The sequence below is a fragment of the Lebetimonas sp. JS085 genome (assembly GCF_000523295.1).
Lineage (GTDB): Bacteria > Campylobacterota > Campylobacteria > Campylobacterales > Nautiliaceae > Lebetimonas.
On sequence record NZ_ATHR01000001.1, the window covers coordinates 150,568 to 173,696 of the forward strand.

A 23,129-nucleotide genomic window follows, 5' to 3' on the forward strand; every position below is an offset into this window, starting at 1 on the left:
ATAAATTAATATAAATTTAAGTATTCTAACATATCTTTAATTAATTTTGAAAGTGGGCGTTTGTTTATTTCATCTTCACTGATATATCCACCGCTTATAAGCCTTGTCAAATCTTCTTTGTTTCTAAAAAATGTCCCTTCATATTTTTTGAAAAGTTCATCAAGATAACTTTCGTCATACATGTATGTTTTTTGGATGAGTTCTAAAATTATGTCTTTATGTTCATTATATAAATTTTCTAAATTAAAGACTTCTATATGATTTTGTGCTTTTAAAGACTTAGTCTCTATTTCAATATTAAATCCGTCTATCGAATGATAAAAACTTGTATCTTTTAATTTTAAAGAAAATTTTATTTCTTTATCTATATCATCAAAAAAAGGATGTAAATGATTTTTTTCAGAATTACTTTTTTTATGATTACAAGTATGACATGAAGGGACTAAATTATATAAATTTAAAGCTAAAAAAGGATATTTTTCTTTTGGATAATAATGGTCTAATTCGACAGTTGTTTCTTTTTCATTAAAATTTAAAGTAAAATTTCTATTACAATAAAGACATACATTAGCTTCAGCTAATTTAACAATTTTATAACCCCATTTTTTTCGTAATGAATTATAAGCTTTATTTACAATGTCAGTAAGTTTCTTTTTATCGTCTATGTTTTTAAAATATTTTGAATATTTTTTTATTATTTCATCCAAATTTGTAGACAATAAGATTTCTTTAAAATCTATAGAATCATTAATTTTATTTTGTAAATATTCAAAATATTCTTTTATATTCTTTAATAATTTGCACTTCTTTTCATGGAAGACAATTGTCTCATTATCAATTAAAATATTGGATATTGAGTAATTTTTGATTTTACATTTACCATCAATAAAACATTTTAGAAATTCTTTTTCAATCTTCTCAGTAATTTTAATTCTTTTCAAGAATTTTTCCTTAGTATTTCCAATCTATGTTTCAATAATTCCATTTCTTTTTTAATTTCATCTATTTCATTAACTTTTGATAATCTTTTACTGTCAAGCATATTTTGAAGCTGTTTTTTTATAATCGGCTCACCAATTATATTAATTATTTGCTGAGCTTTTTCATCTGAATCAATTTTTGATTTTTCATTATTAAGATATTTAATTACATCATCTATCTTTTCTTTTGCAAAATCGCCAATAAGTCCATCTTCCATAAAAAATGCATGCGAAAGTAAAGTATGAATATTTGAACCAAAAGTATTGATATTCACTTCATCACTAATATTCTTCCCATCTTTTAAAAAAATAATATTTTCTTTTGGGATGTCTGAAAGTAAAAAAGGTGAGTGTGTAAGAAAAAATAGATTTATCTTTTTATTGAAATTTGTATATTTTTTAAATTGTTCAAAAGTAAAAATTATATCTTTTAAATATTTTCTTTGCCACTCTGGATGAAGTCCTAATTCAATTTCATCTAAAAATATATTAACTGAATCATACTCTTTTGTATTTAAATTATTTAATTGATATAAAAGTCCTATTAAAAATTCAAATTTTATTTTTTCACCACTACTTAATGAATTTAATGATTTTTCCCCTTCAAAAAATTCAGCTTCAAGCCACCCAGGAAAATAATAGATAATATTTTCTGTATTATCTAATTTATTTAAAAAAATTTCATTTTTTTCATTATTAAAAATTTTTTTTAATTTATCGTAATATTTATTTTTATGAAATTCAAAAGCTATTTCAATTTTTATTAAATTATAATCTTTATCGTTAAAATTAAAATTTGTATCATTTATATAATCTTTAAATTCAGCTAATAAATTTTTAAATTCCTTTTCAATTTTAATATTTTTAATCTTATTTTCAAAATTTTCAATCTTATCAATTATCTCATTTCCTAAATTTTTTCTTTGTTTTATATATTCTCTTTTTTCAATAAGTTTAAATAATAAATAGAGTAAATTTAAGTTTTTATAATTATAGTTTTCATAATAATTATATATAGTATTGATAATATTCAAATGATCCAAATTTATTGCGTAATATATATCTTCTTTAAAAGCTAATTTTTCAAAAAAAATTATATATTTATGAATTATTTTATAATAATTAGTATTTAATTTTTCAATTATAGATTCATTTTTTGATGCATATTGTGCGGTATCCTTATCAGTCCATAAATCTTCATTTTCATACTTTAAATCATTCAAAATTTGTGTATTAATTAAATTTTTAGCATATTTTATTTTAATTCTATCTGGATTAAAAAATGAAGTGATTTTGTATTTATTTAATTTATTGTTTAACAAAGCATAAAAAAGCAAAATTCTTTGATTTGTTAGTGTTTTTATTAAATTTAAATCTAATTTATTATCTTTTTTATACGGTTCAATTAATAATGGAATATTATAATTATCTTTTCTGTGATAAATTTCGTTAACCCAAGGACTTTGCTCATCAAACCATGAATCCGTTGAAAAATTATAATAAATTGAAAATGATGTTATTTTATTCTCATAATTTGATATATTTTTTAATTTAAATTCATCCAATGAATGACCAGATTTTTTAATATTAATAAATTTAAATCCTTTTTTTTGGAACAATTTTTTTATATATTCACTATCAATTTTAAAAAATTCATTTTTATCTTTTATTATTAAAAAGAATTTATGATTTATATAATTATCAATAAATAATGTAGTTTTTTTATTTATAATATCATCTTCTTTTGCTTTATCATTTTCACACCAAACAGATTGTTCTTCCTTAAAAAAATACAAATAAATTAACTCAAAAATTACTTTTACAAGATTACTTTTCCCGCTTCCATTTTTTCCAATAATAGCCTTAACATTTATATTTTCAGGAAAGATATTTATATAGTTTGTTTTTTCTTTAATTGTTAATTCTTCTTTTTCAAAATTATAGTTACAGTTATATTTTGAGGAGAGATTAAAACCTTGATTTTTGATATTTTTATATTCTTCAATCCAAAAATAAATTATTTCCATTTATTCTGCTTTAAATTCCTTTTCTATTATTATATATTCTCTAAATGTTCTTAGAGATAAATTTTCATTGTAATGATTTTCTATTATTGTTTATTGTTTTTTCTATTTCTCATATAGTTTTTTCTGTCATTATGATTATTATATCAAGTATTTGTGTTAAAATATTATTAATATAAAAAATCTCTAATATATTTGCTAATAATAATCTCAAAAAAAAGGAAAAAAAGATGAAAAAACATAACCCAAAAATTGAAATTCTAAAACAATATTACGATAAATATAAAAGCTATGACAAAGCTACCCAAAAAATGTTAGAAGAAGGAATAATAGAAGATATAAGAGAAGTAAAAGGGCTTACCCTTGAAGAAATAGGCTATGTTTTAGGAATTACAAGAGAAAGAGTCAGACAGTTAGAAAGCAACGCTATTAAAAAATTAAAACAAATAGCTTTTAAAGAAAAAATAGATTTGAGGGATTTTGTTTAATCAAAACAAAAACCCAAACAGCCAAAGTGGAATTTCATCAAATCCTATTTCAATATCATCTTTTATAATATATGCATTTTCAAGGTTTTTTATTTGTCTTTTAGTTTTATTTTTCCCTCCTATTTCAAATACGTAATTTTCATCCACTATATAATCCCCCTGTTTTGAATATCTGATTGTATGTTTAAAAAGTTGTGATACAAAAAACGATTCTCTTATTGCTCCTTTATTTTGATTTGAACATAAAACATTAAAGAGATTTGGATTATCTAAAAGAATTTTATCCGGCTTTTGAAACAGAGCATTTCCTTTTTTATTGTAATAAAGAAGATGTATTAATTTTCCTCTTAATAAAGCTTCTATATAGTTTTAAATTTTATCTGTTGACTTTTTAAAAGCTGTTTAGTTTTGTTTAGTTTGTTAACTTTTGTTTACTTTTTAAATTACTTGTAAACTTTTAGAAACTTCAAAAAAGAAACTTTTAAGACTTGTTTCCTTTTGTTTCCTTTTCAATTTTCTCTATTAGCGTGATAAAAAAAATCAAGGTATTTTTTTAAAAAAAAGTGTTGCTTTTTTATTTTTACAAGTTCTTAAATCACCTGTAAAAGGGAGCTAATGAAGTTTTTTACCTGTTGCATAAATGTTGCTATTTAAAAAGCTGTGAGTGAGTTCCAATTCTAACGAGGATTAATTCTTCGTCTGTTTTGATGTATATAACTAATAAATCGCCTCCTATATGAAATTCTCTTGTATCACTCCATTCACCTGTTAATGAATGGTCTTTTGCTTCTGCTGGAAGTTCTTCATTATTTAATAGCAGAGAAATATAATTGATAAATTTTTGAAACTGAGTATCACTTATTTTAATTTTCTTCATATCTTTTATGAATTGCTTATGTCTTTTGAGTTTAAGCATTAGCAAATCTTTTAAGCTCATCTATACTTGTTTTTTCCACATTTTTACCAGTTCTTGCTTCTTTAATAGCTTTTTGAGTAGTTTCATTTGGAATTTTTACTTCAAAAGGAAGTCCCTTATGCTTTACTATCATTGCAGTGAAAATGTTAACTGCTTCTGAATAGCTCAAACCTACTTGTCTTAAAATCTCTTTTGCTTCTTCAAAATATTCTTTTTCAATTCTGATACTTGTTTGAGTTTTCATATCAATCCTTTTTTTTTGTTTATTATACACCATTTGGGATATAAAAGCAATCATACCCCCACCCCCCTGAAATTAGTTTTTGTTTTTTCGTGACTGGGCAGCCGACTGATACACCCTAACGCCCTGAAAAGCCCATAATTTCGGCATTTTCTTGGGGTGTAAACCCTTGAAATGCTTACACTTACTTACACCCTAATTATTTATTAAATACTCTAAAACTCTCATAAATAGGGGATTTTGATATGTTTATGTCTTTACACCCTGTAAAAATAGGTTTACCCCCTTTATTGATTTTTAAGCAGAATAAATTGATAAGAGTTTAAGGAAGGATAATATATTTAATGCCTTTAATAGTAAGTAAATTTTTATCGCTTAAAAACTCTGGGTCAATTGCTTTTAATTCCTCTAATAGTTTTTGAGCTATGATATTTTTTTGATACATTGCATTAAAAAGTCTTGTAACTAATGGTCTTTTTATTTTCCCCTCTTTAAAAGCTTATTTTCCTTATTCTGACATTCAGAAATGCACAGTTCATCTTTCAAGAAATATTTATAAACATATGAAAAAAGAAGATGCTTCTTTCGTTAATAAAAAAATCAAAGAAATTAAATATTCTTGTGATACTTTTGAAAAAGGATTATCTATTTTTCAGACTGAAATAATTGAAAAATTTAAAAATCACTATCCGACTTATATCAAATATCTTAATTCAAAAAAAGAAGAATTTTTAGCTTTTTTAAAATATCCCGAAACTATTAGAAAACTTATCAATTCAACAAATGCTGTGGAATCCGTTCATTCTACATTTGAAAAACAGAGACTTAAAAAAGGTGTTTTTTTTCAATCTATGGATATTTTAAATGTTGCTCTTTTTATTGTAACTGATAAATTACATAAAACTTGGAAAATTAACCCTTTAATTAAATCTAAAAGATATGAATTAAATCAAATGTTTGTTATGAATTTTGAACATGGAGTTGATGAATGAAAAATATTTGTTATAATATCACAGACACAAAATTAATGGTATGTCTCAATTTTTTTAAAGTATTGAAGTATATTAAGCAGTGTTATCCGTTAAAGGAAGTCTAAAAGGCTCTTTATTATCCTTATATGTATTTGGAGGATAAATAATAATCTTTCTTTTAAAATCAATATACTCCCACTTTAAGCGGTAAAGTCCTACATTTCTTAAAGCTGTAAGTGCTTGAAACTGCATTATGTAACGGCTTGCTTCATAATCGTAAGAGAGGATTTTTTGATATACTTCTTTGATTTTAGTTTCATTAATAACGGCTTTCATTTTCTCTTTTTGTTCTCTTGGTAATATTTTGCTTGGATCTATTCCGTAAGCTGGATTATATTCTATAAGTCCTAAATTTAACGCATAATCAAGGCAGTTTTTTACATAATTAAATACTTCTTTTGCTGTGTAGATTTTTCTCTTGTTCTGGTAGCATTTGGAAGATTTACTTTTGGTATCCATTTTATAAAGTCTATTAAATCATATCTTGTAATTTTGTCTATCTTCTTATAACCCATAAAAGGAATAGCATATTTTTCAAAAGCTCTTAAATAATTGCTCTTAAATCTTTTATTGCTAACACTTCCTTTTTTTAATTCTAAAAACTCATAAGCTATTGTCTTAAAAGTCTTTTTTTTCTTGCTCCCTTTTAACGGCTTCTTCTTTTTCTCTCTTATGCTCTACTGGGTCAATACCTTTTGCTAAAAGTTCCTTATAACCTCTTGCAATATCTCTGGCTGTCTTTAAAGTAATATCAGGATAATTTCCTATTTTAAGGCTTGTGTCTTTTTTAGTTCCAATCTTTTTATATCTAAACTCCCAAACTATACTTTTATTTTTTTTAACAAGTCTCAAACCTTTTACCATTCCATCTGATTACTTCTTTCTTTTATCATCTATTAAAAAAGAATTAATTGCTGTTTGAGTTAAAACTATACTCATATTAAACTCCTTTTTAATGAAATATGGTGCGGTTAAAAAACCGACCCCACTACTGACCCCACTTTTTTTTGTGCTAATATGATACAAACTAAAACTAATAAAAACAACAATATCCCGATTTTATGGTAATATTTCAAAAGAAGTGATACAATCTGAAACTGAGAAAAACTAAAAAACTACGCACCTCCGCCGCACCACTATCCTTCTATAAATTTTTCTCCAAAAGAATTTCATATTAAAATTTAATTTTAGTATGTGTAACTTTTTGTTACATTACAAAAATAAGACTATTTTTATCTTTTTTATTTTCATACTTTTTGATATACTCCAATAAAAAAAGGAGACAATATGCCTGTAACAACAAAATTAAAAGGAAATGATGTAGCACTTTATGGGAATCAAGTAAATGTTGGAGATAAAGCTCCTGTTGTAACCCTGCCAAATAACGCACTTGAAGAAATAACAATTGGTGGAGCTCAGGGAAAAGCTCAGTTAATTATTGCTGTACCAAGTCTTGATACACCTGTTTGCGCAACTGAAACTAGAAAATTCAATGAACAAGCTGCTGCAGTTGATGGAGCGGTAGTATGTGTAGTAAGTATGGATTTACCTTTTGCTGCAAAAAGATTTTGTTCAACTGAAGGAATTGAAAATCTTCAAGTATTAAGTGATTACAGAGAAAAATGTTTTAGTGTAAATTATGGAACTTTAATTGCTGAAGGTCCACTTAGAGGTCTTAGTGCTAGAGCAATATTTGTAGTAAACAAAGAAGGAAAAGTAACTTATAAAGAATTAGTTCCTGAAATCACTGAAGAACCAAACTATGAAGCAGCTCTAAATGCACTAAAAGAAGCCGCTAAATAGTTTTATAAATCCCTTCTTTTTTTATATATTCAATCAAATTTTTATAAGTTTTATTTATTCTTAATGTTTTAGCATCACCTATTATAACAAGTTTTCTTTTAGCCCGTGTTATTGATACATTCAGTCTTCTTATATCCTTTAAAAACCCGATTTCTTCATTTTCATTTGCCCTAACAAGACTTAAAATAATTATTTCTTTTTCCCTGCCCTGAAAACCGTCCACAGATTTCACTTCAACTGAGTTTTTCATTATTTTTTTTATATATTCTTCATGGTCTTTATAAGGGGTAATTACTCCGATATATTCTTCTTTAGCCCCGTTTTTTATTAATTTTTCAACTATTTTTTTTACATACTCGGCTTCAAGTGGATTATATTTTGAAAAACTTCCGCTTTTTGATTTTTCTATAAATTTACCCAATGTATCTATAAAAACAATCGGCGCATATCCCCCATACATTTCATTTTCTTTAATTTTTAAATCTTTTATAGTTATATTTTTAATTTTTTCATATGTTTTTACCCTGCATTCATAAAACTCCGAGCTTGAAAAATTATTTATTTTTTCATTCATTCTGTATTGAATACCCAGGGTATAATAAATATCTTTATACAAATATGTAAGTCTCTCAAAAAGTGAAACCATAAGCCTTTTATCATTACTTAAAATTGTTGGAGGCAACTGTTTATGGTCACCCGCAAAAACAGCCTGCTTTGCTTTTATTAAAGGAATAAGCGTTGATGGCTCCATTGCCTGGGCTGCTTCGTCTATAAAAACAACATCAAATTCTTTTGTTTCCAAAAATTCACCGCCGGTACCTGAATTGGTTGCAAAAATAATATCAGCATTATTTAAAATATCATTCATAATAATTTCTATTTTTTTATTTTTTTCGTCATATAACTTACTGATATTTTTTTGCAGTTTAAGCCATTCGGCCATCTCTTTTATCCACTCGGCCTTAATACCTCTTTTTGCTTTTCCTTCTTTTGCTAATTGTAAAATCTCCTCATCGCTCATCCCTCTTCTTCTGCCGGGAGTCGGTTTTTTGCATCTTTTTTCCTGCATATGTTTTAAATCATCTATTTTTTTATTAATTTTTTCAATTTCTTTATATCTTTTATCCCTTCTTATTCTTACATCCAGAGAAAATTTCATAAGTTTGGAATCAATTTTTGCAGGATGACCGATTCTTACAATATTAAATTCACCCATTTTTTCCATAACATTATCAACCGCCACGTTACTGTCTGCCGTAACTAAAATTCTTTTTCCTATGTGCTTTTTTATAACTTCAGCCAAAGTGGTAGTTTTTCCTGTTCCCGGAGGACCATGAATTAAAAAAACATCTGAGTTAATACACTTTCTAAGAGCTGCATTTTGACTTTCATTTAAAATATCGCTTCTTTCATCAACTTCAATAATTTTTGGGGCTTTTTTACCTATTAATACATCAATACAATTTTTCATTTTACATTTTCCATTTTTCATTTCATCTAACGCTTTTATCATTCTTTTAAATGTAATATCATTAACATACAAATCAAGTCTGTATAATTTACTTCTGAATATTGCTTCTTTTGAATAAACTTCTATAAAATTTTTGCCAACACTGCTAACGGTTGCTTCTTTGGAAAATTTTAAAGGCTCCCCCCTGCTCACTAATACAATATCCCCTACTTTAATTTGGTGTTCGGGCATATTATTTCTGTTGAACATGTATATTTTAAAATCTAAAAACTCTCCTATATATTTCATTTTAAGCCCGAGCAGTGCCCTGCCTTTTTTTTGTCTCTCTTGTGGCGTTAGTTTTTTTATTTCATTTAAATAAAATTCTTTTTCTGCTTTTCTTTCTTTTTCAATTAACTCACTAAAATATTTTTTATACTCTTCAATATTTTCAAATTTATACATTATTTTCATTTAATATAACCTTTTTAAATTTTTATTAAAATAACTATCAATGCAAATAAATTTATACCATAAAAAGCCCACTTTCTGTAATAAGCAAAAAAACTTAAAGATAAAAAAAATAAAAGTATCCAAAAATCTACATTAACATAATAATTTTTCTCTCCCATATTAAGATACCACTGTAAAACTTTATCAAACAATCCGCCAAACCCTGTTAAATGCAAAAATATACTTACAGGATAAAAAACAGAAAACAATATGTTTACAACAGGTGAAAAAAATGAATAAAAATTGAAATTATAAAAAAAATAATGCCCCAATATAAACATAACCAAATACATATAAAAGCTCAAAATCAAAGAATTGACAAAAGTCGGTTTAAAATATTTAAAAAATAAAAATATATAATATACACCCATAAAGCTTAAAAAATATCCGATACTGAAAACTTTTTCAAAAAATATTAAAACACTTATTAAAAATGTCCATATTAAAACACTCAAAGGCTCTTTTTCCAGATAAATAAGACTTATAAAAATAACCGTTTCCATAACAAAAGCCCTGACAAGCGATGAAGGAAAATTAGTAAAATAAAGATATAAAAATTCTGTTGTTAAAATAAAAATACCCAAATCAAAATATCTGTTTCTATACGGAAAAAAACGGCTTTGAAAAAATTTATAAACAGGATTTAACATAAAAAACAAAATTGCGCTTAAAAACCCCAGATGCAATCCGCTAAGGGCAAAAAGATGACTTATTCCAAGAGTCGAAAGGTCTTTTCTTGTGCTAAAATCAATAGATTTGCCAAAATACAAAGCTTTGTATAAATTTGTTATTTTTATATTTTTATGCTGATTTTCAACATATTTTTCAATTTTTGAAGGTTCTTTTAATTTCAAATCAAAACTTGGGGCAAAAAATCCGAAAAGATAATTTTTAAAAGAGATATGTTTGGTAAAAATTTTAACAGAGACATCTTCATTCAAAAGATTTTTTAAATCATCCCTGTTTATTGTATAAAAAGTTAAATTTTTTGATTTTATCTTCAATACATAGTAATTTTTCTTTTTATACTGATTTGCGACAAACCCGTCTATTTTAACCACTTTTTTTGAAATAAAATTTTTATATAAAATATAAGAAAAAGCCCCTCTTAAACACAATAAAAAACTAAATAGCAGGAATGTCAATATGAGCTTCTGTATGCTCAACTTCTTTAACCTTACTTAATTTATCGCTAAATTTGGTGTATTTTTTATGAAACAGCATTTCAACGGTGCCAGTCGGTCCGTTTCTCTGTTTTCCGATGATTATTTCCGCATCTTCTATTTCCTTTTCATTATATGTCACTTCCGCAGCTTTTCCTTTTTGAATTGCTTCTTTTTGTTTCTGTCTGGCTTCCAATGCTTTATATACGTCATCACGATAAATAAACATTATAATATCTGCGTCCTGTTCTATTGCGCCTGATTCTCTAAGATCACTCAGCATCGGTCTTTTGTTAGGCCTGCTTTCAAGTGCCCTGTTTAGCTGGGAAAGGGCAATTATGGGTATTTGAAGTTCGCGCGCTAAAAGTTTAAGACTTCTGCTAATTTCCGCAATAGCCAAATGCCTTTCTTTAATATCTGAATTTATCAACTGAAGATAATCTACAATTGCAAGGGAAATATCTCTGTTTTGAGCTTTTAATTTTCTGAGTTTTGCCCTTATTGTATGAATATTGACACTTCCCTCGTCATCCACAAAAAGAGGTTTTTCGCTTAAATAATCACTTACCTCGGTAAGTTTGGACCATTCTTCATCATTTAAATTCCCCCTTCTTAAATCCTGAAGGGGAATATCGCTTGCCGAACTTATCATTCTAAGCATCAGCTGCTCCGCCGGCATTTCAAGAGAAAAAATTGCCACCCCCCTATCCTGCCTTAATACATTAAATGCCAGGTTCAGTGCAAAAGCCGTTTTACCCATAGAAGGCCTTGCGGCAATTATTATCAAATCGCCTTCTCCGAATCCGCTTGTTTTTCTGTTAAGTTCAACAAATCCGGTATCAAGCCCTGTTACAATTTTATTTTGCTTTGATACCTGTTTTTTAATATAATCCAAAGTTTCGTTTATTATTTTGTTTGAATCTTTAAAATCCCCGGAAAGATTGGATGTTGCGATGCTGAAAAGTTTACTTTGAATCTCTTCAACCTCTTCAACAGCCCTTTTGTCTTCTTGCAAAACTGTTTTTTTAATTTCTGTTGAAAGATGTATAAGCTCTCTTTTTACCGATAAATCTTTTATCTCTTTTGCATAAATTTCTACCGCTTCTATCGGGGCGGTTCCCAAAATTTCTAAAAAAAGCTCTTCATCAAATTTGTTTTTTTTATTTAAAACATCCCTTAAAAAAATTTCATCAATAGGCATATCTTTATGATACAACTCTTCCATAGCTTCGAAAAGATATTGATGAAAAGGAAGGTAAAAATCTTTAGGGCTTAAAATAGCCGCCACATCTTCATATACTTTTCCGTCAAAAATAACAGCACTCAATATTCCCCTCTCAATATCCAAATTATATAAATCCAATTTTACTCCTTATGTTATAATTATAAAAAAGGTTATAAATGGTTGTAAAAATCACATATCCTTTCAAAGACACACCGGGTTCAATCCAGTTAAAAGATATTTATATACAAACCCACGATACAGATTTGGTTCATCAGTTAAAAACAACAAACAATCCTGTCGAAATTGGTATTATTTTATCTGAAAACGAAGAAAAATACAAAATTACAAATCCCCAAAAAGCAGATTTACATATTGAAATTGCCGATGTATTAATGGATCCGGAGCTTAGAAAAAAATTTAAACCTTAAAATGTTCTTTTACACCGTTTATAACATCTCTTACATCCTGAGATTCAAAAAGCGTTTTTAATTTCATTTTTGTTTTATTGTCCAAACTTCTTATAATTTCTTTCATTTCTTTTTCATTTTCAGCATTTTTTAGTTTTTCAATTATTTCTTTTTTCAATATTTTTTCAAGCTTTTCTTTAGTTACCTTATTTGGTTTAATTACCATAATCATAAAAATAACCGCCAAAGAAACAATAGTTAAAGCGACTGCATAAATTAAAGCGGGTGTATTCATTTGCATTCCTTTACATATTTATTTATCTCCTCCAAAAATTTAGGAAGCAGTTCTTTTTCTTTATATTTCCCTATTATTTCACCTTTTTTAAGTATAAGACCGTATCCTTTTCCGCAGGCTATTGCCAAATCAGCTTCTTTTGCCTCACCGAGAGCGTTTACAACACAGCCCATAACAGAGAGATTAAGAGGCACTTTTATATTTTTCGTTGCTTTTTCAACCTCTTCGACAATAGGAGGCAGGTCAACTTCTATTCTTCCGCACGTAGGACATGAAACTATATTAACTCCTTTAATAAGTCCCAAATCCTGTAAAATTGCACGGCCCACCCTAATCTCTTCTTCAAGTTCACCCGTAATGGAAACCCTTAATGTATCCCCTATTCCTTCAAGTAAAAGTGCTCCAAATGCCGCAGCGCTTTTAATAGTAGCATGGAATTTAGTCCCTGCTTCCGTCACTCCCAAATGAAAAGGATAATCCACTAAAGGTCTTAACATTCGATAAGCCTCGACCGTTCTTATAACATCGCTTGCTTTAAGTGAAACTTTTATATCAAAAAAATCCAAATCTTCCAAAAATTTAATATGCCAAAGCGCACTTTCAACCATTGCTTTAGGACTCTGTCCGTATTTTTTTTCCAGATGTTCTTCCAAAGAGCCGGAATTTACCCCTATTCTTATGGGCAGATTCCTTTGCTTACACGCTTTTACAATTTCTTTTATTTTTGTCTTTCCCCCTATATTTCCAGGATTAATCCTGAGAGCATCCACATATTCTGAGGCTATAAGACCTAATTTATAATTAAAATGTATATCGGCAATAACCGGAAGCGGTGATTTTTCCACAATAGTTTTAAGGGCTTTTGCATCTTCTTCATCAAGCACTGCAACCCTTACCAAATCGGCCCCTGCAAAATAGAGCCTGTTTATCTGCTCAAGTGTTGAGTTTATATCTTTTGTTTTTGAATAAGTCATTGACTGAACGCTAATCGGGGCACCTCCTCCTATTTCAACATCTCTTATTTTTATTTTTCTTGTGGGATATCTTTTAATCATTATTTTCCTTTATAAAATGGTAAATATATTCAATATTTCCTTCTTTTCCCCTAACGGAACTCTCTTCACTTCTTAATAATTTCCACCCTGTATTCTTACAATTGATTTCAAATTTTCTTCTTGCTTTTTCTATTGCAATTGTATCCAAAACAACACCTTTTTTATCTCTTTTTATTCCTATTCCAACTTCAAATTGGGGCTTAAATAACAAAATAATATCTTTTTTGGCATATTTATCTATTTTATCAATAAGTTTATTTAAAGAAATAAAACTTACATCGCTTACAATATAATCAAATTTTTCCGGATATTCAAAATTTCTGAAATCTGTTTTTTCATAACAAATAATTTTAGGATTTTGTTTTAATTTTTTATCAAGCTGATTGCTCCCGACATCAACCGCTACAATTTTTCGGGCACCTTTTTCCAAACTTACCTCACTAAACCCCCCGGTACTTGCCCCTATATCCAAAACTGTTTTTCCGTCAAACGTTATATTATATTTTTCCAAATAATTTTTAAGCTTCCGGGCTGCCCTGCTTACATAAATCTTTTCTTCCAAAATTTCAATTTTATCCTTTTCATCTACTTCAAAAGAAGTTTTATTTACTGTTTTACCATTTATTTTGATTTTATTGTTTTTGATTAACTCCCTTGCTTTGTTTCGTGAGGTTACAAATCCTTTTAAAACCAAAAATTTATCTGCTCTCACATAAAACCTTTTTGATAATTATATTAAATTTGTTATAATTTTTAAAACAAAAAAAGGAGACGTTATGGGATTCAGCGGATTTATGGCTTTAGTATTATGTGTAGTGGCAACAGGGGCTATGCTTTATATTGCATTAGATGCAGCAAAAAAAGCTAAATAAGCAAATCTTTTAAAGATTCCACCGGTTTTTTACCGGTATAAATTATTTTATAAACTTCATTCGCAATAGGTGTGTAAATATTATGTTTTTGGGCTAATTTATAAATGGCTTCGGTAGTGTAAACTCCTTCGGCTACTTCTCCGAGTTCATCCAAAATATCTTTAAGCAGTTTATTTTTAGCAAGATTAAGCCCTACCCTGTAGTTTCTGCTCATTGTGGAATTTGCACTCAAAAACAGATCCCCAGCCCCCGCAACGCCTAAAAAGGTGTCTTTTCTGGCCCCGAAAAACTCCCCAAATCTGTCCATTTCAACAAGACCCCTGCTGATTAATGCGGCTTTTGCATTGTTTCCGAGATTGAGCCCTTCGCAGATTCCTGCGGCAATTGCTATTACATTTTTATATGCACCTGCAACCTCAACGCCTTCAACATCATCATCAATATAAATTTTTAAAAAATCCGGAAAAAATTTTTTAAATTCATTTGCCAAATTTAAATTTTTAGAAGCAATAACAAGGGCGGTAGGTTTGTTTTCCTTTACCTCTTTTGCAAATGAGGGGCCTGATATAAACGCTAAATTTTCAGTTTCAATATATTGTTCGAAAATTTCATTCAAAAATTTAAGCTCATCTTTATCTATTCCCTTACTTGCAACTAAAATTTTTTTACCCCTCAAATCATATTTTTTTAAAAAATCTTTTATAGCCTGCGCTGCAATAACAATAATTATATATTCATTTTCTAAAACTTTTTCAATATTTACAAAGTTTTCTATATTTCTTTTTCTTCTCGAAGTAATTACAGCATCTTTATATTTTTGTTTTATGGCATGATACAAAGCGCTTCCCCAGCTTCCCGCTCCTATTATTCCTATCATTGTCTCCCTTTAAATATTTCCAAATCTCTTTTAAACCTATCTATTTCATCTGTATCACCCACAGCCACCAAAATATCGCCTTTGTTTAAAATATGATTTATACCTCTAACTATAAATATAACATTTTCACTTATTTCTTTATCCACTATTCCAATAATCAGTAAATTATATATGCTTGTTATCTCTTTATACACATCCTTTATTGCTTTACCTTCCAAAAAAGAATTTTCCGGAATTTCAATTTCTGCAAAAGAGAGCTTATTATCTTTAAAAATAATTTCTTCTATAACTTTTAATGTTAAAGGTTTTTTCAAAATAGTCATTATTCTGTTTGCTATAATATCAAAAGGGTTCAATAATTTATTTGCACCGGCCAATTTATATTTATATTCGTTTTCTTTATTGCTTATTTTAACAACAATTTTTAATTCAGGAAACAATTCTCTAAGAGACAACACCAAAAACAGATTTTTTTCCTCATCTTTTAATGTACAAATTGCATATTCTATATTTTCTATCTTTTGCAACTCTTCATCATTGATTTCGTTAAGTTTAATTACGTCAAAAAATTTTTCTTTTGCTTTTTGTTCTTCATTTTCATCAAAAACAACAATTATAACATTGGATTTTTTTAATGTGGCTGCGATTTTTTCCCCGTATTTGTCAAATCCGAAAATAGCTATTTTCATAAACTACTCTTTTCTATATGATATCTAAAATAATTTATACTTACACTGTATCCCATTACAACAATAATGTCTCCGGCTTCAAGTCTTAAATCAAAAGGCGGGTTAAAATAAAAATGGCCTTTAGTTAAAGAAAAAGTTTTTTCAAGCATTTGGGATTCTTTGTCTTTTAAAACGCCGAAAAGCAATATTTTATATTTGTCAAAATCAATCTCTCCTATCAGTTTTCCATCAAGTATTGAATTTTCTATAACCTTTATTTCATCAATAATTGCATTTTTCTTTTCACTTAAAATTGCATCAATTACGGCAAATGTAATGGGGCTCCCTATATAAACACTTGCAAGAAGTGCAGTGGCCTTGGTAGGGACAACAACATAATCAGCCCCGACTTTTTCCAATTTGGAAATATTTTTTTCATCATTGGCAAGGGCAATAATTTTTGCCCCTTTTGAATATGCCCTTAAAGTCAGGGTTATAAATGTGTTTGTAACATCCGAGTTTGTCAATACAAAAATTTTGGTAATTTTTTTAAAATGGAGATTTTTCAAAAAAATTTTTTGGGTAATATCTCCTTTAACTGCCTCATATCCTTTTAATGCAGCTTTTTCAACCCTGCTTTCATCAGTATCGACGATTAAAAAATCTTTTTTTTCTTTTATTAATTTTTCTCCTAAAATTTCTGCTTCATCCGAAAAACCGCAGATTAAATAAATTTCATTAAAATGCTCAATCTCCCTGAAAACTTTTTCACTTTTTAATTCATGTAATTTCTCGGTAAATGCACTTGCAATAATAGAAGTGGTAAATGAAATAATACCGACTCCAGTAATAATTAATAGCATTGTAAGAGTTTTACCTTCATTTGTTACCGGCGTTATGTCCCCGTAACCAACGGTAGATATAGTAATTAAAGCCCAATAATATGAATCAAACAGATTTTTTATTTCAGGATTTGTATGAGCTTCAAACACATAGATAACCGAGCCTCCGATAAAGACAATAAAAACAACAGCCAATAATACAATTAACAATTCAAATTTTTTACTTCTTAAAACATCTAAAAATATATTGACGTTTTTTGTATATCTTAATATTTTAATAAGTCTGAATATTACAAAAATTCTAAGGATTCTAAGGGTTCTGAAAGCAGGTAAAATGGCAAGTAAATCTATAATTGCAAAAGGTGTGCTCATATATTCAAGTTTTGTTTTAATAATTTTTATTAACACATTTTTTAAATGAAAATTTCTGCCTAAGAAATTAGATTCCTCATATTCTTCCAAAATTATTTTATGAATATCATTATAAACCCAGACCCTAAAAATATATTCAATTACAAAAATAGTGGTAATTACATAAAAATCAAATTTTTCAAAAAACGGATTTACATTGTGTTTTATATCATAAAGGAGTATGGCAACGCTTAAACTTACCATAATTAGCATAAAAATATCAAATATTCTGTTACCTATATAAGAAGTGTCATTAAGAAGCCTGTCAATTTTTCTTTTAAATTTTATATATTTTTCACTGCCATCTAAATAAAAAGCAAAAGCAACTAATGCTTTTACTATCTTAGATTCTTTCTTCAAGAAAGCTTACTTTTTAGTAATTTATTTACAACCTGAGGATTTGCTTTACCGCGACTTGCTTTCATAACCTGTCCCACAAAAAAGCCGAATAATTTTTCTTTTCCGCCTTTATATTCAGCAACTTTATCTTCATTGGCGCCCAAAACATCATCCACTATTTTTTCAATAGCGCCTTCGTCACTTACCTGTTTAAGTCCCAATTTTTCAATTGCCTCGTCAACTTCCAAATCTTCTTCCATTAACAAATCAAGCACTTTTTTACCCCCTGCCCCACTGATAACAGCTTCTTTTTCCCTAATGGCAATAAGTGAAAGTTTTTCGGCAGGCACAGGAGAATTTTCAATTGATATATTTAATTTATTAAGTCTTCCCAAAAGTTCAATTGCAAGCCATCTGTTTGCAGCATTTGGTTCAACCCCCCTTTGAACCATTTCTTCAAAAAATTTGGCAAGTTCAGGCTCACTTGTAAGTACTCCCGCATCATATTCTTTTAAGTTAAATTCTTTAATATAACGCTCTTTCTTTTCATCCGGAAGTTCTGGAATTTCAATATCAAAAAACTCATCAGGCACTTCAAGCGGAAGTAAATCAGGGTCTGGAAAATATCTGTAATCCGCACTTTCCTCTTTTCCTCTCATACTTCTTGTTTTACCAGTTTTAGAATCAAAAAGCCTGGTTTCCTGAACAACTTCTTTTTCATATTCATTATATTCATAAGCTTCTATTTGCCTATCAATTTCATATTCAATCGCCTGCTTTACAAATCTGAAAGAGTTTATATTTTTAAGTTCAACCCTTGTGCCGAATTCTTTTTGCCCAAAAGGTCTAACTGATACATTTGCATCACACCTGAAACTTCCCTCTTGCATATTGGCATCGCTGATTCCTAAATATTTAACAACAGAATGGAGTTTTTTAAGATATGCAATGGCTTCATCGCTGCTTCTCATATCCGGTTCGCTTACAATTTCAAGAAGAGGTGTGGAGCATCTGTTTAAATCTACTTTAGAATATTCGCCTTCATGGATGTTTTTACCTGCATCTTCTTCCAGGTGAGCCCTTGTTATTCCTATTCTTTTGGTTTTTCCGTCCGCTTCAATAAATAATTCGCCATGTTCAACAATGGGAATTTCAAACTGGCTTATTTGGTATCCTTTTGGCAAATCAGGGTAAAAATAATTTTTTCTTGCAAAAATACTTTTTTTATTAATAGTCGCATTAACAGCTTTACCAAACATTACAGCCTTTTTAACGGCTTCTTTGTTCATTACAGGCAAAGCCCCCGGAAGTCCGAGACATACGGGGCAAGTATTTATATTAGGTTCATCTCCGAAACTTGTTGCACAACTGCAGAAAATTTTGGTTTTTGTATTCAACTGCACGTGAACTTCCAATCCTATTACTACTTCATATTTCATTAATTCTCCTTATTGAATTACAAATTTATATTTATTTTTGTGAAGCGCCCTTTTAATGGCTTCCTGATGTTCAAATCCTCTTGTTTCAAGTGCTATTGTCACATTTGCATCACCAATTGCCAGATTTAAATCTGTTCTGTCGTATCCTATTTGAACAATATTTGCTTTTTGCTCGGTTAAGATTTCAGTCAGTTTCATAAGTGAACCCGGTTTATCTATTAAAGTAACTATCAATTTCATTTTTCTGTGTGATTTTAAAAGACCTTTTTCTATAATTAAGTTAACCATTGTTACATCAATATTTCCGCCGCTTATTACAACTCCGACTTTTTTTGGAGCACTAAAATTTATTTTATGATGTAACAATGCAGCCACACCGACTGCCCCCGCACCTTCCACAACTACTTTTTGTCTTTCCATCAAAAATAAAATTGCATTGGCTATTTCTTCATCATCCACTTCCACAATATCATCAACCACTTCTTTTATTATATTATAGGTTACAGGGGAAGTGTCTCTGACGGCTATGCCGTCTGCAATGGTTTTTACAAAAGCACTGTCCTGAACTGAACCGCTGAGAAAACTGAGCCTCATGGCAGGTGCACCCGCCGCTGTAACGCCTATTACTTTTATTTTAGGATTAATCTGTTTTGCCGCAGAGGCTATACCGCTGATTAACCCTCCTCCTCCTACAGGAACCAATATATAATCCAAATCCGGAATTTCTTCAAGCATTTCAAGGGCTATTGTCCCCTGACCCGCCATTACATCAAAATCTGCAAACGGGTGAATAAATTCAACTCCTTTTTCTTTTGCCAAATTTACGGCATATTCATATGCTTCATCATAATTGTTTCCGGCTAAAACAACCTCACCACCGTATTCTTTGACACCGCTGACTTTTGTAAGAGGGGTGGCTTCAGGCATTACTATAACCGAAGGAACATTAAAATAACTCGCCGAATACGCCACCCCTTGTGCATGATTCCCGGCACTGGCGGCAATTACTCCTTTTTTTCTCTTTTCATCCCCAAGTGCGGCAATTTTATTAAATGCGCCTCTTAACTTAAACGCACCTGTAATTTGCAGGTTTTCTTTTTTTAAATATATTTCGTTTCCCACTTTTTGTGAAAGAGTGGGGGCATAGGCAAAAGGCGTTTTGTAAATTACCTTATTCACCCTCTTTTGGGCTTCTTTTATTTTACCGAGTTCAATCATAATAATCCTTCATTTTTACATCTTTTGTGTTCAACCATAATACATTTATCTTCCACATAAAAAATTCCCGCATTCTCAGCTATTTTTTTTGAATTTTCATTTTTTATGCCTTCTTGTAAAAAAACACATTTTACTCCGGGAAGCTTGATGGCTTTTTCCACTATCGGCGGGGTGTCTTCACTTTTTCTGAAAATATCGACAATATCAATCTCAAAATCTATCTCTTCCAAACTTTTATAAACTTTTTCTCCCAATATTTCATCTTCTCTGGGATAAACAGGAATAATCTTATATCCGTTTTCCTGCATATATTTTGCCACCTGATTTGAAGCCCTGTGAGGCTTTGGAGAAAGACCGACCACAACAATAACCTTTGAATTTTTTAATACACTGCAAATAGATTTATCGGCATTTTTTGCCGTAGGTAACTCACAAGAGAGCATTTTTTACCTTTTTTTACAAAATTATATCAAAAAAAGCCCTAAACACTTGATTTTTAATAAAAAAAAAGAGTAAAATTTTTTTGTAGACTAATTTAAGGAGGAAAAATGAAAAAATCAGAACTTATCGCAGCTGTTGCTGAAAAAACAGGTTTGAGCAAAAAAGATACTAACGCAGTAATAGATTCAACTATTCAAACAATTGAAGAAGCGTTAAAAGCTGGAAAAAAAGTTAGTTTTATAGGATTTGGAAGCTTTGAGAGTGTCACAAGAGCTCCAAGAACAGCAAGGGTGCCGGGAACAGGAAAAGAAATCAAAATTCCTGAAACTAAATCTGTAAAATTCAAAGTAGGGAAAAAACTAAAAGAATTATTAAACAAATAATTCTTTTTTTTCTTTTTTTTGATATAATTTCACTCCAAGCCGGCGTGGCGGAACTGGTAGACGCGTCGGACTCAAAATCCGATGAGCTCTGCTCATGTGGGTTCGAGTCCCACCGCCGGTACCATTTTAATAATTTATACTTTTCAAAATTATTTTTGTTTTATAATGGCAAGAATCAGCAATACCCCCAAAACAAATGCAAAAACAAATCCTCCAAGCCCTAAAATAGAAATATGTCCCATCATAGGCGGAACATAAAAAGATAAAAGCATTGAAGAGCCTATTAAAATAGAAGCTATAATAACTGCTAAAGAGAGTCTGTTGAAAGAATTCTTCATACTCTCTTCTATTTCATCTAAACCGACATGTTCAAATTCTATTTTTAACTCGCCGTTTTTAATTTTATCTATTATTTCATTTATATTGGAAGGGGTTTTTTGGAAAAACTCCATTATAGAAAGATTTAATTCATGTGATTTTTTAAAAATATTAAAAACAGAAAAAATTTTTTTGTATGTTTTTATTACAAACGGCTTAATTTCCTCGGCGGCGTTAAATTCAGGATATAATTTTTTACCTACCCCCTCCATCGTCACCAAAGATTTTAAAAGTAAATAATTGTCTTCTTTTAAAAAAATTTTATATCTGTTCATAATTCTAAGCAAATCTTCCATTAAAGATTTTAATTCTATATTTTTCAAAGAAGAATAAAAATATGTGGATATTATGTCAGCCGCCTCTTTTTTAAAAGATGAGACATCAATTTCTTTTGGAACTTTAGAGAGTTTTAAAACATATTCAGCCGCTTTTTCTTCCTCATTTTTTATTACATAGTAAATAAGTTCTATAAAATATTTCCTGTCCTCAACGCTCAGCCTTCCCATAATTCCAAAATCTAAAAATACAATTTTATTCTTATACACCATTAAATTTCCCGGATGCGGGTCGGCATGAAAAAATCTGTGTAAAAAAATCTGCTCACATATTAAATCAAAACCTTTTTTTGTAATTTCTTTTAAATCATAACCGGATTCTTTTAATTTTTTTATATCTGAAATTTTAATTCCATCAATATATTCCATAACGAGTAGTTTTTTTGAAGAAAAATAGAGCTTTGGAATCTTTATATCATTATTGCCCTTAAAATTAGCGCTGAATCTTTTCATATTAAGAGATTCTAAATTAAAATCAAGTTCTTTTTTTATAGATTTTGCAAATTCTTCCACTATTCTGACACTGTCTATTCCATAAATTAAAAGCCGGCTTCTTATAATTTCAGCCAGTCTCTGCAAAATGGCAATATCTAATAAAATTTTATCCTCAATACCAGGTTTTAATACTTTTACAGCTACAATTTCACCTGTTCTTAAAGCAGCTTTATAAACCTGACCAATTGATGCACTGGCTAATAAAGTAAAATCTCCTATAAAATAATCTTCTATTTTTTTATTTAATGCCTCTTCAATAACACTTTTTATTTTTTCAAAAGGCATAGGAGAGACATTATCCTGAAGTTTTTCAAACTCTTTGGCTAAATCTATGGGTATTAAATCCGGGCGCAAAGAAAGAAGCTGGGCCATTTTTATAAAAGTAGGGCCCAGCTCTTCTATTGCTTTTCTGATTCTTTCATTTCTGGATAATTTCGACTTGTTTTTTTTGAAAGGGACAGGAACACCTAAACTCTCTATTATATCTCCAAATCCATACTTTGCAAGAACAAAAATTATATCTTTTGTTCTTTTTAATTCATAAATACTATTTTTTAACATTCAAATTATCAAGTTTTTCTTCAATTCTTTTAATATCCTCTTTTGTTGCAACTCCGATTTCGGATAATTCTTTTTTTACTTCTTCTTTTATCAATCTTTTTATTTCTTCCATTTTTTGCTCGGATTCTTTTTTCATCTCATTTATAAGTTCACTGGCTTCTTTTTCGCTAAGTTCTCCCCTCTTTTTAGCTTCTTCAATTAATTCTTCCATTTTCTCTTTTGCCAAAAAAACACTTCCTATACCAATTTTAACTAAATCCTGAATATTCATACATCCCT

27 protein-coding genes and 1 tRNA gene are annotated in these 23,129 nt (G+C 29.0%); 6 read left to right on the forward strand and 22 right to left on the reverse strand.

Going from position 1 to position 23,129, the window contains the following annotated elements; all coding sequences use genetic code 11:
• Nucleotides 1–5: 5 nt before the first annotated feature.
• Together DZ68_RS0100805 and DZ68_RS10395 are read right to left on the reverse strand one after the other, a co-directional pair.
• Nucleotides 6–941, reverse strand: a complete 936-nt coding sequence (locus DZ68_RS0100805; RefSeq protein WP_024786805.1) for an HNH endonuclease — start codon at nt 939–941, stop codon at nt 6–8.
• Nucleotides 938–3,007, reverse strand: coding sequence for an ATP-binding protein (locus DZ68_RS10395; protein WP_024790493.1), 2,070 nt, complete (start codon nt 3,005–3,007; stop codon nt 938–940). Before DZ68_RS10395 ends, DZ68_RS0100805 begins: the two co-directional genes overlap by 4 nt.
• Nucleotides 3,008–3,234: 227 nt before the next feature.
• Here DZ68_RS10395 and DZ68_RS0100815 point away from each other — a divergent pair, with 227 nt between their 5' ends.
• The gene (locus DZ68_RS0100815) at nt 3,235–3,492 is read left to right on the forward strand and encodes a sigma factor-like helix-turn-helix DNA-binding protein (RefSeq protein WP_024786807.1); all 258 of its coding nucleotides are present in this window, start codon (nt 3,235–3,237) and stop codon (nt 3,490–3,492) included.
• Here the strand turns inward: DZ68_RS0100815 and DZ68_RS10680 are convergent, their stop codons facing one another.
• The 3 genes from DZ68_RS10680 to DZ68_RS0100830 all read right to left on the reverse strand — a co-directional run bounded on the left by DZ68_RS10680 (nt 3,493) and on the right by DZ68_RS0100830 (nt 4,652).
• Nucleotides 3,493–3,639, reverse strand: coding sequence for a hypothetical protein (locus tag DZ68_RS10680; protein ID WP_156920202.1), 147 nt, complete (start codon nt 3,637–3,639; stop codon nt 3,493–3,495).
• 499 nt (nt 3,640–4,138) lie between these two features.
• On the reverse strand, nt 4,139–4,408 hold the full coding sequence (locus DZ68_RS0100825; RefSeq protein ID WP_024786808.1) for a type II toxin-antitoxin system YafQ family toxin: 270 nt from the start codon (nt 4,406–4,408) through the stop codon (nt 4,139–4,141).
• Complete coding sequence (locus tag DZ68_RS0100830; protein ID WP_024786809.1) at nt 4,401–4,652, reverse strand: type II toxin-antitoxin system RelB/DinJ family antitoxin; 252 nt, start codon at nt 4,650–4,652, stop codon at nt 4,401–4,403. The genes DZ68_RS0100825 and DZ68_RS0100830 overlap by 8 nt, the downstream gene beginning before the upstream one ends.
• 476 nt (nt 4,653–5,128) lie before the next feature.
• Here DZ68_RS0100830 and DZ68_RS0100835 point away from each other — a divergent pair, with 476 nt between their 5' ends.
• Nucleotides 5,129–5,641, forward strand: coding sequence for a transposase (locus DZ68_RS0100835; protein ID WP_255327392.1), 513 nt, complete (start codon nt 5,129–5,131; stop codon nt 5,639–5,641).
• Nucleotides 5,642–5,713: 72 nt separating this feature from the next.
• Here the strand turns inward: DZ68_RS0100835 and DZ68_RS0100840 are convergent, their stop codons facing one another.
• The 3 genes from DZ68_RS0100840 to DZ68_RS0100845 are packed head-to-tail and all read right to left on the reverse strand — an operon-like array spanning nt 5,714 to nt 6,544.
• Nucleotides 5,714–6,139, reverse strand: a complete 426-nt coding sequence (locus tag DZ68_RS0100840; protein ID WP_024786811.1) for a hypothetical protein — start codon at nt 6,137–6,139, stop codon at nt 5,714–5,716.
• Entirely contained in the window at nt 6,058–6,354 is a 297-nt protein-coding gene (locus tag DZ68_RS11315) for a hypothetical protein (protein WP_156919590.1), read from the reverse strand. The genes DZ68_RS0100840 and DZ68_RS11315 overlap by 82 nt, the downstream gene beginning before the upstream one ends.
• On the reverse strand, nt 6,299–6,544 hold the full coding sequence (locus DZ68_RS0100845; RefSeq protein ID WP_024786812.1) for an integrase arm-type DNA-binding domain-containing protein: 246 nt from the start codon (nt 6,542–6,544) through the stop codon (nt 6,299–6,301). The genes DZ68_RS11315 and DZ68_RS0100845 overlap by 56 nt, the downstream gene beginning before the upstream one ends.
• Before the next feature lie 423 nt (nt 6,545–6,967).
• Between DZ68_RS0100845 and tpx the strand changes: the two genes are divergently transcribed.
• Nucleotides 6,968–7,483 carry a thiol peroxidase gene (gene tpx, locus DZ68_RS0100850; RefSeq protein ID WP_024786813.1) on the forward strand — a complete coding sequence of 172 codons (516 nt, stop codon included), beginning with the start codon at nt 6,968–6,970 and terminating at the stop codon, nt 7,481–7,483.
• Here the strand turns inward: tpx and DZ68_RS0100855 are convergent.
• Genes DZ68_RS0100855 through DZ68_RS0100865 form a run of 3 tightly spaced genes read right to left on the reverse strand, consistent with a single transcriptional unit; the run spans nt 7,476 to nt 11,972 of the window.
• Complete coding sequence (locus tag DZ68_RS0100855) at nt 7,476–9,407, reverse strand: IGHMBP2 family helicase (RefSeq protein ID WP_051428149.1); 1,932 nt, start codon at nt 9,405–9,407, stop codon at nt 7,476–7,478. The two genes, tpx and DZ68_RS0100855, sit on opposite strands and share 8 nt — an antisense overlap.
• Nucleotides 9,408–9,421: 14 nt before the next feature.
• Complete coding sequence (locus DZ68_RS0100860) at nt 9,422–10,564, reverse strand: ComEC/Rec2 family competence protein (protein WP_162147223.1); 1,143 nt, start codon at nt 10,562–10,564, stop codon at nt 9,422–9,424.
• Between the two features lie 7 nt (nt 10,565–10,571).
• On the reverse strand, nt 10,572–11,972 hold the full coding sequence (locus DZ68_RS0100865; RefSeq protein WP_024786817.1) for a replicative DNA helicase: 1,401 nt from the start codon (nt 11,970–11,972) through the stop codon (nt 10,572–10,574).
• Between the two features lie 38 nt (nt 11,973–12,010).
• On the opposite strand from DZ68_RS0100865, the gene DZ68_RS0100870 reads away from it, so the two are divergent.
• On the forward strand, nt 12,011–12,262 hold the full coding sequence (locus tag DZ68_RS0100870) for a hypothetical protein (RefSeq protein ID WP_024786818.1): 252 nt from the start codon (nt 12,011–12,013) through the stop codon (nt 12,260–12,262).
• Here the strand turns inward: DZ68_RS0100870 and DZ68_RS0100875 are convergent.
• The 9 genes from DZ68_RS0100875 to DZ68_RS0100920 all read right to left on the reverse strand — a co-directional run bounded on the left by DZ68_RS0100875 (nt 12,252) and on the right by DZ68_RS0100920 (nt 20,700).
• On the reverse strand, nt 12,252–12,536 hold the full coding sequence (locus tag DZ68_RS0100875; RefSeq protein ID WP_024786819.1) for a hypothetical protein: 285 nt from the start codon (nt 12,534–12,536) through the stop codon (nt 12,252–12,254). The two genes, DZ68_RS0100870 and DZ68_RS0100875, sit on opposite strands and share 11 nt — an antisense overlap.
• Complete coding sequence (ispG, locus tag DZ68_RS0100880; protein ID WP_035907671.1) at nt 12,533–13,591, reverse strand: flavodoxin-dependent (E)-4-hydroxy-3-methylbut-2-enyl-diphosphate synthase; 1,059 nt, start codon at nt 13,589–13,591, stop codon at nt 12,533–12,535. The genes DZ68_RS0100875 and ispG overlap by 4 nt, the downstream gene beginning before the upstream one ends.
• On the reverse strand, nt 13,584–14,303 hold the full coding sequence (locus tag DZ68_RS0100885) for a TlyA family RNA methyltransferase (RefSeq protein ID WP_024786821.1): 720 nt from the start codon (nt 14,301–14,303) through the stop codon (nt 13,584–13,586). Before DZ68_RS0100885 ends, ispG begins: the two co-directional genes overlap by 8 nt.
• A 152-nt stretch (nt 14,304–14,455) precedes the next feature.
• Entirely contained in the window at nt 14,456–15,340 is an 885-nt protein-coding gene (locus tag DZ68_RS0100895) for an NAD(P)H-dependent glycerol-3-phosphate dehydrogenase (protein WP_024790496.1), read from the reverse strand.
• Nucleotides 15,337–16,029 (reverse strand): TrkA family potassium uptake protein, encoded by a 693-nt coding sequence (locus DZ68_RS0100900; RefSeq protein ID WP_024790497.1) that lies wholly within the window; start codon nt 16,027–16,029, stop codon nt 15,337–15,339. The genes DZ68_RS0100895 and DZ68_RS0100900 overlap by 4 nt, the downstream gene beginning before the upstream one ends.
• Entirely contained in the window at nt 16,026–17,621 is a 1,596-nt protein-coding gene (locus DZ68_RS0100905; RefSeq protein ID WP_024790498.1) for an NAD-binding protein, read from the reverse strand. The genes DZ68_RS0100900 and DZ68_RS0100905 overlap by 4 nt, the downstream gene beginning before the upstream one ends.
• Nucleotides 17,618–19,039 (reverse strand): Asp-tRNA(Asn)/Glu-tRNA(Gln) amidotransferase subunit GatB, encoded by a 1,422-nt coding sequence (gene gatB, locus DZ68_RS0100910; RefSeq protein ID WP_024786825.1) that lies wholly within the window; start codon nt 19,037–19,039, stop codon nt 17,618–17,620. Before gatB ends, DZ68_RS0100905 begins: the two co-directional genes overlap by 4 nt.
• Nucleotides 19,040–19,048: 9 nt before the next feature.
• Entirely contained in the window at nt 19,049–20,257 is a 1,209-nt protein-coding gene (gene ilvA / locus DZ68_RS0100915; protein WP_024786826.1) for a threonine ammonia-lyase, read from the reverse strand.
• A complete protein-coding gene (locus DZ68_RS0100920; RefSeq protein WP_024790499.1) occupies nt 20,254–20,700 on the reverse strand; it encodes a CoA-binding protein in 447 nt (148 codons plus the stop codon). Before DZ68_RS0100920 ends, ilvA begins: the two co-directional genes overlap by 4 nt.
• A 105-nt stretch (nt 20,701–20,805) precedes the next feature.
• On the opposite strand from DZ68_RS0100920, the gene DZ68_RS0100925 reads away from it, so the two are divergent.
• On the forward strand, nt 20,806–21,081 hold the full coding sequence (locus DZ68_RS0100925; RefSeq protein WP_024786828.1) for an HU family DNA-binding protein: 276 nt from the start codon (nt 20,806–20,808) through the stop codon (nt 21,079–21,081).
• Nucleotides 21,082–21,119: 38 nt separating this feature from the next.
• A tRNA-Leu gene (locus DZ68_RS0100930) sits at nt 21,120–21,205 on the forward strand.
• A gap of 25 nt (nt 21,206–21,230) precedes the next feature.
• Here the strand turns inward: DZ68_RS0100930 and DZ68_RS0100935 are convergent.
• Both DZ68_RS0100935 and DZ68_RS0100940 read right to left on the reverse strand, forming a co-directional pair.
• Complete coding sequence (locus DZ68_RS0100935; protein WP_024786829.1) at nt 21,231–22,850, reverse strand: AarF/ABC1/UbiB kinase family protein; 1,620 nt, start codon at nt 22,848–22,850, stop codon at nt 21,231–21,233.
• Entirely contained in the window at nt 22,837–23,121 is a 285-nt protein-coding gene (locus tag DZ68_RS0100940; RefSeq protein ID WP_024786830.1) for a phasin family protein, read from the reverse strand. The genes DZ68_RS0100935 and DZ68_RS0100940 overlap by 14 nt, the downstream gene beginning before the upstream one ends.
• Nucleotides 23,122–23,129: the final 8 nt, after the last annotated feature.